The 13,270-nt window shown below is 44.7% G+C and carries 9 protein-coding genes and 1 tRNA gene; 3 read left to right on the top strand and 7 right to left on the bottom strand.

Annotated elements, in window-relative coordinates:
- Positions 1–20: 20 nt before the first annotated feature.
- From VYJ22_RS11140 to VYJ22_RS11130, 3 genes are all read right to left on the bottom strand, one after another.
- A complete protein-coding gene (locus VYJ22_RS11140; RefSeq protein WP_329904146.1) occupies positions 21–2,066 on the bottom strand; it encodes an acetate--CoA ligase family protein in 2,046 nt (681 codons plus the stop codon).
- Between the two features lie 256 nt (positions 2,067–2,322).
- Positions 2,323–3,105: a creatininase family protein gene (locus VYJ22_RS11135; RefSeq protein WP_407989004.1), complete on the bottom strand. Its 783-nt coding sequence runs from the start codon at positions 3,103–3,105 to the stop codon at positions 2,323–2,325.
- 391 nt (positions 3,106–3,496) lie between these two features.
- On the bottom strand, positions 3,497–3,661 hold the full coding sequence (locus tag VYJ22_RS11130) for a hypothetical protein (RefSeq protein WP_329904145.1): 165 nt from the start codon (positions 3,659–3,661) through the stop codon (positions 3,497–3,499).
- Positions 3,662–4,466: 805 nt separating this feature from the next.
- Here VYJ22_RS11130 and VYJ22_RS11125 point away from each other — a divergent pair.
- The 3 genes from VYJ22_RS11125 (at position 4,467) to VYJ22_RS11115 (ending at position 9,813) form a co-directional block, all read left to right on the top strand.
- Positions 4,467–7,667 carry a coiled-coil domain-containing protein gene (locus VYJ22_RS11125; RefSeq protein ID WP_329904144.1) on the top strand — a complete coding sequence of 1,067 codons (3,201 nt, stop codon included), beginning with the start codon at positions 4,467–4,469 and terminating at the stop codon, positions 7,665–7,667.
- A 197-nt stretch (positions 7,668–7,864) separates the two neighbouring features.
- Positions 7,865–8,644: an acid phosphatase gene (locus VYJ22_RS11120; protein ID WP_329904142.1), complete on the top strand. Its 780-nt coding sequence runs from the start codon at positions 7,865–7,867 to the stop codon at positions 8,642–8,644.
- 29 nt (positions 8,645–8,673) lie between these two features.
- Complete coding sequence (locus tag VYJ22_RS11115) at positions 8,674–9,813, top strand: OprO/OprP family phosphate-selective porin (RefSeq protein WP_329904140.1); 1,140 nt, start codon at positions 8,674–8,676, stop codon at positions 9,811–9,813.
- A gap of 402 nt (positions 9,814–10,215) precedes the next feature.
- Here the strand turns inward: VYJ22_RS11115 and VYJ22_RS11110 are convergent, their stop codons facing one another.
- The 4 genes from VYJ22_RS11110 to VYJ22_RS11095 form a co-directional block, all read right to left on the bottom strand.
- Positions 10,216–10,767, bottom strand: coding sequence for a hypothetical protein (locus tag VYJ22_RS11110; protein ID WP_329904139.1), 552 nt, complete (start codon positions 10,765–10,767; stop codon positions 10,216–10,218).
- Between the two features lie 493 nt (positions 10,768–11,260).
- On the bottom strand, positions 11,261–11,824 hold the full coding sequence (locus tag VYJ22_RS11105) for a 30S ribosomal protein S16 (protein ID WP_329904138.1): 564 nt from the start codon (positions 11,822–11,824) through the stop codon (positions 11,261–11,263).
- An 86-nt stretch (positions 11,825–11,910) separates the two neighbouring features.
- Positions 11,911–13,077 carry a CapA family protein gene (locus VYJ22_RS11100; RefSeq protein ID WP_329904136.1) on the bottom strand — a complete coding sequence of 389 codons (1,167 nt, stop codon included), beginning with the start codon at positions 13,075–13,077 and terminating at the stop codon, positions 11,911–11,913.
- 92 nt (positions 13,078–13,169) lie between these two features.
- A tRNA-His gene (locus VYJ22_RS11095) sits at positions 13,170–13,243 on the bottom strand.
- Positions 13,244–13,270: the final 27 nt, after the last annotated feature.

The following is a 13,270-nucleotide window of genomic DNA, read 5'->3' as shown; positions in this document are numbered from 1 at the left end:
CAGGTTATTTTATTTTAAGGTTATAATTTCACCACCACATCCACGGCTGCCAGTTGTTGCTCACATCCCATGAGTGGGTTGATGTCCATCTCTTCTATTTCGGGAGCCGCAAGCAAGAGATCCGATACTTTGCACAGTGTATCGGCTATGACCTGTTCGTCGATACCTTTTTTACCGCGTATTCCTCGGATAATAGGATAAGACTTGAGCGAACGCACCATATTCAAAGCCTCTTCGTGGTTGATAGGAGCCAGTGCGTATCGAATATCTTTGATCACTTCCACAAAGATACCCCCCAGACCGCACGTGATCAGGTGTCCGAATCCCGGTTCCTTTTTCACGCCTATGAACACCTCTATACCACTTACCATTTGCGACATCTGCACGCCCTCAGCACCTGCTATAGCCATGAGATGCTCATAGTTGGGAGTTATCACATCCATGCTGTCTACGTTGAGTATCACACCGCCTACTTCCGATTTATGGGCAGGCCCCACTACTTTCATTGCCAGCGGGAATCCCAGCTCGCGTGCGGCAGCGAGTGTCTCATCAGCGCTATTGACAATAGCTTCTTGGGGGCGCTTGATCCCTGCTAAGTCCAGTAACTCCAAGGCCAGCGGAGTGGGCAGTAAGCCCTCCCTGCCTGTGACAATTTCATGAATGCGTGCAACATGTGGGTGAGTTGTGAGTATATGCTTCCCTGGTTCCGTGTAAGTCCTATCCTTGACCAAGGCGTTGCCCAGCACAGCCTCGTCTTCGAAGAAGACTCCCCCTTCTTTTACAAACATGTCCATATCTTCCTTAGCATTGATAATGGAAGGTAGCACGGCATAGATGGGTTTGGTCGATTGTGCCTGCTCACGGAGTATCACATGATAGGCATCGGCATTGGAGAATAAGCCGGGACTACCGAATATCACCACAATACCATCTATCATGTCCAGCTCACGGTCACAAAAGCGAATACACTCCTGCAATTGCTCAGCCGTACCTGTTGCCAGTATATCTATCGGGTTGGCTACGGATGAGCCGTCGAATAGCTTCTCCAGCAGGGTAGCCGTCTCGGCTTCAGGTAGGTGCGGCACCTCCAGCCCGCCGTTGGAGAGTACGTCTGTAAGTATTACAGCAGGCCCGCCTGCATGCGTGATGATACCTATGTTTTTGCCTTGCAGACGTGGGTGTTGCATCACGGCACCCACAGCTGTGAGTTCGCCACGACTATGGCATCGGATGATACCCGACTTGCGGAAGAGTGCCTCTACCGCCATATCAGAGTTGAGCATAGCACCCGTATGGGATGCTGCAGCTCGTCCGCCGGCATCGGATGTCCCCGACTTCACGGCAGCGATGCGACAACCTTTGGCGATGAGTTCGGCAGCATTCTTTTGTAGTTTCTCTGGTTTCTTTACACTCTCGATGTACATCAGTATCGTTTTGGAATCCTTGGTAGCATCATAGTTTTCGTTGATGTACTCCAACACATCCTCTACACAGGTGTGGGCAGCGTTGCCCACGGAGTAGACCGCCGAGAATTTGAGCCCTTTGCTCAGTGCGGATTCCATGATGAATACGCATGTAGCACCCGAGCTTGATATCAGTGTAGCTCCGTCCCACTCCAGGCGGGGTACCGGGGTCGTGAATACCGATTGATGCAGAGGGTTCATGACGCCCACGCAGTTGGGGCCTATGAGTGTAGCATGGTGCTTGTCGGCCAGCTCGCACATGGCATGCTCCAGACGTTTGCCCTCAGCTCCCATTTCGGAGAATCCTGCCGAGAGTACTATCACAGCTTTAGTGCCTTTTTCTTCCAGCAGCACACGCATCGTATCCAGGCACAACTTGGCGGGGATCGCCAATATAGCCAGATCAGTCTGGGGCAATAAGGAAACTTCTTTAAATGTATCTGTCCCCTGCACAGCCGTTGCGTTGGGGTTCACTGCGAATAGATTACCGGCAAAAGTCCCTCTTTTAAGGTTATACAGTACTTTACCTCCGGGTTTTTGTAGATTGTCCGATGCCCCTATAACGGCAATACTTTTGGGGTCGACAAGCTGTAGTGTGATCATAGGTCAACATTTTATTTAGATTATTCCAAAAGTAGGAAAAAGAAATCGTAAAACAAATATTTCCACCTGTCTTATCTGCACAATAACAGCATTTTATTGCTTATTTATTGCAAATTACCGCTGAGGGATTGCGAATTACAAGCACTTGCCAAGTATGACCTGCTTGTGCTGTGATATTTCGCAATCCTGTGTAAGTATATAAAAAATATGGTTGTAGCGGGGCTAATGAGACTTCTATAATGATAAATACAGCCTCTCAATCCAAGTATATATCGCCCGATGCCAACTGGTGCAAGAGGAGAGCATAACGATCCGTTACAGCACAAGCAAAACGCTTGCCTTTCTCCGCAGTAGAGTGGGAGGGATCACCAATGCCCGTATCGGTCGATACTTTGGTCCAGTGACGAGGTATCCACGCTACCCCCTCGTTGAGGGTCGAGAGGGCAAACGGTTTCGAGTTGCCTTGCCCCGCTTGTGACAGCTCTACCAACTCAGGGTGGTAATGCATCATCACCGATGTTTCCACTTCGTCTGCATGATCACCCGGTATCTCGAAATAGTCTTTTGCCGGGCATACCCTGAACCACTCGCTCACTGCAATCACAAAGTCAGGAAAGTCTACATTGAGATCCCGCACCATGTTGCGGAAATTATTACCACCATGTCCATTGATAATGACCAACTTATTCAAACCCTGATGTTGAAGCGAACTTATAATATCCGTGAGTACCGCCTTCTGGGTCTCATAGCGATAATGTATACAAAAAGGCAGATCACGCTGACCTGGATTCTGTGCACCCAATGCCAGGGGAGGAAGCACCATACATTGCGTCCCATATACATCAGATGCTTTCAGGGCTGCATCTACAGCGATATCATGAGACAATATAGAGTCCGTAAGATAAGGTAAATGATAATTGTGTGGCTCGGTAGCACCCCATGGAAGTATGGCTACATCATATTGGGCGTCACGTATGGTGCCGTAATTGGATACAGATAGATCGCATATCATATGCAGATTATTTTTTTGAACACTCATTTCTAAAAAGATAAATTTATAAATCTATGAGCAAAAATAAATAGAGCCTGTGAAAAAAGCAAAAAACTATCGGCAAAAGCAAAAGAAGCACGATCTCATCAAACGAAGATAAAAACTATCATTTTGTCAGATTGAGAGAGTGTGATGATGTAGTGCTATTTTTAGGTGTACAGCCAAGTAGCAGGTATTGACAAGGGCGGGTGTGATGTTGTATCTTTGTGGTTGTGCAGTTCCTGTTTATTCCGCTACATCCTTTTTTATTCTGATTGATAATGATATACACCAATATGTGCTCTAAGACAAATTTGCCCTTGTTGATGGGTGCTTGCCATAGCTTATCCTCTCGCATGAATGAGTGTGGCATGAGGTGGTACGCCCCATAGGTTGTTGTCTATTGAGACCGTTGCATAGCAGGCCAATTGCTTCGTTGCTTGCGAGATTCGCGCTTGGTCATTTGCCGGAAGTAAACTCCCTGTGCACTCACTCTTAGCGCCTTGCACTTTATCTTCTCTGCCCGGTCAAAGTGTCTTTTGTCGGCTTTGCCTCCAAAATCCACGAGACTGTTGACTTTTGCAACAGCCTCCTATTACACCGCATTGTAGACTCGATCTCCCTCGTACAGTGCTTTACCAACGGGTATTGCTGATCTTGCTTCTACACCCTTGACCTTACTCACTTCCAGCCTCTCAAACTCCATGAATCATCATATCACATCTCTGACCTATAACCATGCGGTGAGCCGGGTTCCCTATATAATTCGGTAGACTTATCCTATACTGAGGCTCAACTTATCATACACGGACAACTGAGCTATCCTATACGGACAATGATCTTATCCTATACGGACGACAGACCTATGTACACAGTCGGTAGACTTATCATAATAGAATTAGCCTCCCCCCCTTGTAGCTAAGTATATTTGCCCAGCACAATAAACTTCTGTAATATGAAGGCCGTATATTTTTCAGATATTCATTTGCATGGGGCATTGTAGATGCTCAATTTATTTAGCCCCCTATTTTTTAGAGTTTATCAGGGTGAAAAAGCCGTTTCTTATTTAGACTTTGTACAAATAAGCTTTGTGTCTTAACTAAGATGTGATAAAATTCATTGGACATGAGTCATTTGTCAATTTATTTAGTAGCCTCATTGTGAGTAGATTACTCTTACATCCTACTCCTTCTCATAACTCGAGTGTTTTTGACATTATGTCAAAAACGGACTGATTTTGATGTCTCTATTCGGGTGCTCCTATGCACAAAATACCTCCCTCTGCCATGCTCCACGATACTTATATGCTTGCCTATGCATGGTGAAACAAAGGATTTATGTAAGTTTGTTGCACAATCAGAATTGCTTATATGATAGTTCCACAACCTATGAAGAGATGTATTGTACAATATATTTTACCCCTTTTTGTTGCTCTGCTATGCTCTTGTGAGAGAGCGGAAAAGATCAATACTTTGGGCGAAACAGAGTATTACTTTGATGAAAAATTGTCATCCCTCTCTACGGGTGACGACGGGGTATTGTGGATAGGCGGTGAGACGGGCAGCCTATGGCGAGTGAAGGATGACGAAAGGCGTGTGTTTGAAGTGGGAGAAGACCGCATATACAAAGTACTTTCGCGCAATACCGATAGTCTTACCACTATATGCTGGGTGGGCGTACGCAACTCGGGATTGCAACGCTGGGTGATGCAGGATGACCGTATGCATCGGCAAAAGGTTTATCTCATCCCTGTCAAGAAAGAGAAGTACTCTACTTATGATATAGCTATGCTGGGCGATCACCTCTACGCTGCGACAAGTCAAGGCTTGTATCGTATGCCGGTGGGAGGCAATGCGGTGGCGGATTCATTACAGTTGGTTTATCCTCATGACCAAGATCTCTGGCGAGGGAGTAAGAATTATTTTATCGTCAATAATCTATGTACTTACAGAGATAGTCTGCTTTTGGCAGCTACAGAGCAGGGAGTGATCAGTGTGAGCAAGGATACGGGCAGGGTAGAACTATCTCATAAGGGCCGAGCTATCAATCATGTTTCGGTGTATGGCGATACTATATTTGCTTTGTCGGACAATATGCTCTATCTCGACACACCTGCCGGTAAGTCCATCCGTGAGGTACGCTTACCGCTATCTCCCAAGCTTTATTATCAGTCACAAGGTATTCATTATATAGTAGGTACTGACAATATGTTGCTGAGCAATGATCTGGTTGATTTTGTAATGATACCCCTTAGGCGCAAAACACCTGCCGGGTGTCGTAATATTATGCTACCCGATCCCCGTCATGATTTTACACTGATGCTTACGGAAAATGCATTGTGGCGCGTACCTCATCATTTGGGTATTTTCAATGGGAGTACCTCGGTCAAAGCCGCATGTGCAGGCTCTAACGAAACTTATTATCTCACTACACACAATGAATTGTACCGTAAGGAAGACAAGGCTGCTGAGGCATCGCTGATATATACTTTTCCGAAAGAAGAGCAGATTGTGCGTATGGATCTGGTGGGACATACTATATATTACTACAATGCACGGCAGGAGCTGAAGATGATCAATGTTTCGGGAAGCAAACTAAAAAACATGCTCATGCACAGAGCAGCGACTATGTACCAGTCCAAAGACAAGATTACGGCCATGGGCGTGAAACAGACAGGAGATAAGGTGCGTGTATATCTGGGCGTACAGGACGGGCTGGTTGTGGCGGATGGTATAAACATTCCTGATACCGTACGATTCTTTGAGAATAAATATGTAACAGCCTTCTACTCAGCCCGCCACTCTGACCTTGTTTACCTCTCAACACTCAATGACGGGGCATATTATGTGTGCCCACCGGACAGCGTGTTCAAGCCTATAGGCGGTAGTGAGCGCAATACGTTTATACGAGATATTATAGCTACTGAGGCACATCTCTCCACCCTCATCACCCTGACCAACCACCATATTATTACACAAAACCCCAATGATACGGTGCCTGTGCGTGGCTACAACAAGCTTCTCTATGTCAATGACAGCTTGTTTTATGCCTTGCCCGAATACGGGCTGCGCAAGTTCAGGATAAAGGACGGACATATGTCGGATGAGGGGCTATTCTACACCGACATACGTTTTAGTCCTGCCGCATCGCTGGTACATGGCGGACATCTCTATCTTGGCTCTAACTTAGGTGTGCTTACCTTGAAAATAGATCATGAGAATCAGCCGAGTTGGGAAAATTTCGGAGCCGGAGATATTTTTAGTCCGAGATATGCGGCAGGTGTGGCGATAGTGATAGTTATCCTGATTTTGATATTGGCGGTTGTAGCATATCTATATCGTAAGCGCAAAAGCAGAATGCTTATCACGAGACGTATAGAAACGCTCAAGAGTAGAGCAGAAGAACTGAATTCCTTCTATGCTCTCTCGGACGATGCCGGCCGTAGCAGTATCATGAAACTCAGGCAGGAGATCAGTGAGATCGCCCCTGACAAACGTAAGCGTAGAGAGACGAATATGCTTATAGCCCGACTGACCAATGAGATCATCAAGCTCAATCGAGAGGCCACACTGAGCCTGTCGCAAAAACTCAAAAAGCAGATGGAGTGCATAGCAAGGGCGGAAGCTTATGAGAGTAGCCACTTGTGGGAACAATCGGTGCAGGCAGAGAGCTCCGGCGATGTGGAACGTATCAGACAGCAAGTAAGTCGCAATGGCTTGTGGTTGGAACAGCTCAAGACCTTGGGATCTGATCTGAGTGTGCGTATCGAGGAGCTGACAGGATGCTTGGAGCATGTTACATTCAACAACGCATTGGTACGCAGATTCACCGTTCTCCGGGATGATATTGCCCGTAAACCATTGGCCGATCTTATGGCGGAGTACAAAGTTGTAGCGGCTGAATATGATAATTTATACTCGGATTATACCTTGACGTTGATCCTTGACTATATGCACTCGCTTGAAGAAGCCCTGCACGCACGTATTGAAAGTGACTATGCGGTAAGGGTACTTATAACTCGACTGGGCGAATTGGCATCATGGACAAGTCATGAGCAACGCATTCCTTTGCTTAGAGAGCTTGACCTTATTGAGAAGCAGATACAATTCCTACAGACCAAAGATCGCATAGCCGATTCTTTGGTAGAATACCAAAACCTGCGCAATATGCTTATCAAAGAAAATGAGGGGCTGGTGAATAAGAAGTTTGATAAAGAGCTTGAAGATATGATAGCGGTGAGGGCTAAATCAATAGTAAAGCAGGTGGAACAACTCACCGTAGCCATGTATGAGCTAATCACAGTGACGGACGCTATGATTCTGGATGAGGTGCTGAGGTTTTCCAACTTCTATCATCAGCAGGCCAAAGTGCTTGCCATACTGGTAGCCAATCCTAAGGTGAAACGATCTCTCATCCCCGGAGTGTTGGGCATCTACGGTAATCTGAATCCTGTGATAAGCAGACTTGTCAATAATAAAATCAAAACAAATGAAAAGGTGCTGAAAGAGTATTTGCGTGACCGCGGAAAGTACTCCGCATTTGTTTATTATGTGCTGCATATTGCTGATTAACAGTGTTTATAATCTCATTGTTATTGCCTAATGTTGCATGCCTCGAAAAAGGAGGAATAAACGGATGCAACTTTTTTGGGAGGCTATAATCGATAGTTTTGTTGCAAATCGGTAGACGGATATTCTCGCATTGAGCCAATATCGGATACACCGACAGAATCAACCTATTTAATATTTAATCCCAAAAATTGTTATTTATGAAAACAAGATTTTCATTACTGGCATTCGTTTACACCTTATTTGCGATAAGCATCTTTGCTCAGGAAGCAAAGATCAAAGACAAAAGAACGCAGCCGGATCTGTACTACCTTGAAATCTCTGAAGTAGCAAACAGCCTTGAACTTTTACCGCCTCCTCCCGCTCCCGGTACTATTCTCTTCCTGAACGACAGAGCACAGTATGACTGGGGTAAGATGCAAAGAAATACACCCAGAGGTGCACAAGCAGTGCGTGATGCACGTGTAGGTGGCAATGGCGTGCCCATGGCATTCTCCGAAGCATTCGGCATGGAGATCAGTAAAGAGAAAACTCCTGAGATTCATAAACTGGTGATTAATATGAAAGAAGATGCAGGAGACTTGGCCACTCGCCATGCGAAAGAGCATTACATGCGTGTACGCCCCTTCAGCTTTTTCCAGGAAGATACTTGCAATCCTGAGCAACAAAGCGAACTATCGACCAACGGCTCATACCCCTCAGGACATACTTCTATAGGCTGGGCTACTGCTTTGGTGCTGGCTGAGATCAATCCTGCACGCCAGAATGAAATATTGCAGAGAGGATACGAAATGGGACAAAGCCGTGTGATCTGTGGCTATCACTTCCAGAGTGATGTGGATGCTGCACGACTTGTGGCAAGTGCTGTAGTAGCACGTCTGCATGCTAATGCTGCTTTTATGGCTCAATTGGAAAAAGCCAAGAAAGAGTTTGTGAAATTACAAAAATCAGGTGCTGTAAAAGCGACCCCGAGTAAATAACGAGACTGCTTATTTTAAAGATAAAGTATATGAATAAGATTTTTACTATGATGGGTCTCGGCCTTGTCCTGGCATGTGCTTCTGCTTATGCACAAGACAAGGTGGAAGTGAAGCCCTCGGGACGTATCCTGATGGACGGCGGTTTATTCAAGTCGGATAATAAAAGCCTTGTAAATGGCTTAGCGGTACCTGACCTCCGTGTGGGAGTAAAGGCGGCTTATGGTGACTATAAAGCTAAAGTAGATGTGGGCTTTGCTTATGGTAAGGTATCACTCAAAGATGTATTTGTGGAGCGAAAGTTGGGCAAGAACAACCTTATCCGTGCAGGCTACTTTGTGCATCAGTTTGGATTGCAAAGCTCTACCAGCTCATCCATGAAGATTAGTATGGAAGAGCCTGCGAGCAATGAAGCCTTTTTCAATTCACGTCTTATCGGAGCTATGTTGATACATGATCAAGGTCAATTTTTTGGTACGTTGAGCTTCCATGTCGAAGGCGAGGCTATAAAGAAAGCTTCTAATGACCTTGGCAAGCAAGGGTATGGTATGATGTCACGATTGATCTACCGTCCCCTGCACGAGGAGGGTCGTATCTTGCACGTAGGTCTTTCGGGGGCATTTGAAAGCCCTCGCTACAACGAGAAAGAAGCTTTGAATCATAAAAGCTACACGCTCAAAAGCAACTTCCCCACGAGGATTGCTAAAGTGACTGCACAGCAGGCTCTCATCACGGATGCCAAGATGCTGTATAAGTTCACACCGGAGATCTGTGCGGCTTATGGCCGTGTAGGGCTTGAGACACAATACTATTACTTGAATGTAAAGAGGGAAAACGGACTGCCATCATTCAAAGCCAGTGGAGCCTATGCTTTGGTAAGGGGGCTTATCTTGGGCAGTAGCTATAAATATTCTGACGGAGATGCCGGTATAGCTACACCGGATGCCGGATCACTGGAGTGTGTATTGGGCTATAACTATACTGATCTCTCAGATCATAAAGCTCAGATTTTGGGCGGACGTCAGAATGATGCATCACTTACCCTTAATTATTACATCAATAAATATATGATCTGGAGGTTGAGATATTCGTATACTCATGTTTCCGATAGAGCCGGTTTTGACAACCAGTCGGTAAACGGATTCCAGACACGTTTACAAATTATTTTCTAAACCCTTGCTTTGATTGATTAGGTTTGACGCTGTGCGGAGGGTGATTGAATAATGTAATGTGTGTTTTTATCTGAATGCTATATTTTCCTGTTAGATTAAAACATTGCTTACTGAGTATAGTTTTATTTTGAATTATTTCAATCGCCCTTTGCATAGCTCTTTTTATAAACCAAAGTAAAAGACTTATGCCAACCCTTTGCTTGGCAAAGGTGTATATATGGTCTATTTAAGTTTTTATTCTGTTATGTTTATTGAAATAGCAGGAGGCTACACAAACAAATCCAGTATTTGTAGTGTAGCCTCCGGTCGTAAATAGATGCTTCAAATCTATTAAATAAGCCTTATTTGTTTGAGAGTTGTCCACATGACAAGAGGAAATACAACCCTTTTGTATGTAAAGTATCAGAGCTCACGTAACGAAAGCACGGTACGTTTCATTATATCTGCATACTGCTTTTCTTGTTTGGCAGTGGTCCATGACAATACCTGATAATACTCCTTCTTACCTTCTACAATAGCTATATAGTAAAATACTTCTATATTATTGACAACACCTTTGAGCGTCAGTACTTTTGCCGGCATGTTATTGATGAGGGTATCTTTGATATCTGATGGTTTTGCTCCGGGTACGCTTTTGATGAAGTCGGGTAAGACGAGATTGGTATATCCTGTGAGATCAGGCGAATAAGTATCCTGCATGCTGTTTTCCGTAATAGCCTTGTGTAGCTCATCCTTGGGCTCATCGATGACCATGACATACAATTCCTTTATCTGATTTTCATATTGCAGAGAGGCCTCGTCATTGAGATCTTTGCTCTCAATAAGTATAGAAGGCACGGATAAGGTATACTTATTCTGTATGGTAACGAGTTTTTCCTTGTCAGTGCTACTGCATGAAATAAAGGTGGACGCCACAAAGGAGAGAATGAAAAAGAAGTGTAAAGTATGTTTCATATGGATATTTGTGCAAAATTAATGATTATAAGTTGTGTTCTCTTTGAAAAGCCATGCATCTAATTTAATCATTATTCTTGATCATCCGTTGTTCTATCCATAATTTTTTATGAAGCGTAAGTATATAATTTATCGAAATATGCTTTTATCTGCATCTGTGTAATGTCGGTAGTTGTATAAGCAGAGACTGTTGCAAAAGTCAACAGTCTTGTGAATTTTGGAGGCAAAGCCGACAAAAGACACTTTGACCGGGCAGAGAGGGTAAAGTGCAAGGCGCTAAGAGTGAGAGCACAGGGAGTTTACTTCCGGTAAATGACCAAGCGCGAATCTCGCAAGCAACGAAGCAATTTGCCTGCTATGCAACGGTCTCAAGCAGTGTGTCATAAATGAAAAACGCTGAAAGTACATTGAGCACTTTCAGCGTTTGCTGAGACTTCTTATTGCAGTTCCGTAGAACGGAATAGTAATTTTTCAGAGGATGTACCTTGAATTATTATTCTGCAGCAGGAGTTTCTTCTGCAGGAGCAGCTTCAGTATTGCCATCTGCTACTTCTTCACCTGCAGCTTCTGCTTCGGCTTCCGCCTTTGCTTTTGCTTCAGCAGCTTTCTTTTCTGCTACAGCTTCTGCTTTTACTTTGTTTGCAGCTTTTTCAGCTTCCAAAGAAGCCTTGTGAGCATCTTCTTGAGCTTTTTTCAGCTTGTCTTTAGTATTGCTTACGCTGTCTTTCTTACCCTTGAGCCACTCTTCGAATTTCTTCTCTGCGGCAGCCTCATCGAAAGCTCCTTTTTTTACACCACCTTCGAGGTGTTTTTTCATCAGTACGCCTTCGTTTGAAAGGATGTTACGAGCAGTATCGGTTGGTTGTGCACCAACATTGAGCCAATACAGAGCACGTTCGAAGTTCAAATCTATTGTAGCAGGATTAGTGTTCGGATTATAAGAACCTATCCTTTCAATAAACTTGCCATCACGTGGCGCCCTGCTGTCTGCGACTACGATCTTGTAAAAGGGATAAGCCTTACGACCGTGTCTTTGCAATCTGATTTTTGTTGCCATTTAATTTGAATTGTTTATAATTGCTTGTATTAGCGAGTGCAAAGATAATATAACTGATTGATTTATACAAGAGTGTTGCCTTCTATTTACTTCTCAAGAGGAGTGTGCATGGGAATGGAACTGTAATAAGAGCGAAACTCCCGAAAAGCGGCTTGGTCATGTTTGGGTATCTTATCGGATGTGGAGCCTTGCATATCCACCGGGATAAGTCTGTATACAGCTTTGCCTTTTGTATCCTTTTTATTGACCCAAAAATATTGATACTCGGGGCGAGTCACAAAGTGCTCTTCATCTCGGCTTATATTGAGTGTAAGCATCATACCTCCACGGGAGGGTGCATCATTTTGATTGCTGATGCAATTGCCCAAAGAGTAGATTACATAAGACTCTTTTCCATCTTCGTCAGGTGAAGGGATAACATCGGACTCTTGTACCACATGGGGGTGAGAGCCTATGATGGCGTCTACCCCAAGCTTATTGAGATAGAGTGCCAGCTGTTTCTGTTTTTTGTTCGGTAGTTTCTCATATTCTATCCCCCAATGTATCTGCACTATTTTATATTGAGCGCCCAACGAATCGGCTTTGGACACATCTCGGCGTATCGCTGCTGTGTCGATGAGGTTTACCAGCGTGCCACGAGGGGTGGGTATGCCATTGGTATCGTATGTGTAGGCGAGCAAGGCAAACTTAACCCCTTTTACTTGCATCATCAACGGATTTCTTTTGTTCTTGTCTTGAGTGTCGGTGAAAGTGCCGGTAGAGTGGAATCCCTGTTTTTTTATGACCTGCAAGGTGCGTTTGATGCCTTTTGCACCCCTGTCACAGCAATGATTGTTTGCTGTGGTGAGCACGTCGAAGCCTGTGCGCTTCAGGGCAGCCGTGAGAGCATCCGGCGCGCTGAATTGAGGATAGCCGGTATATGGTTTTCCCGCCAGGGTTGTTTCCAGATTGGCTATGGCCACATCCGCTTTCTCTACTACCGGTTTGATGAAGGTGAAGCAGTCATCGAAATAATATATGCCTTGCCCTTGATGTGCGGCTGTAATCTGAGGCATGTGGGCCATGATGTCACCCACAAAGGTGAGAATAATTTCTTTCTTTTCACCGTCTTTTCCCGTCAGGCTATCCTTATGAGCGAAGAGTGTAGAATCGGCAGAACGGCGGGTACACGACCATGCCGCAGAAGTAAGTGTAAAGATCCATAGTATCCCAATTAATTGGAATGACCGGTGGCGAGTCAGGTTTTTGTTCATTTCAGACTTGTTTAAAGTGTATCAAAGGTATATCATCGATGTATATAAAACAAAAAACTCCTCTTTAGTATGAACTAAGAGGAGCTTTCGATGGGTGGAAGACGGGATTCGAACCCGCGACACCCTGAACCACAATCAGGTGCTCTACCACTGAACTACAACCACCATTTATTGAAATATCAGGTAACCCTTA

Source organism: Porphyromonas pogonae, from assembly GCF_036320655.1.
Taxonomy (GTDB): Bacteria; Bacteroidota; Bacteroidia; order Bacteroidales; family Porphyromonadaceae; genus Porphyromonas; species Porphyromonas pogonae.
The sequence above is the reverse complement of the archived record's forward strand: the minus strand, read 5'-3'. Positions and strand labels throughout refer to the sequence as shown.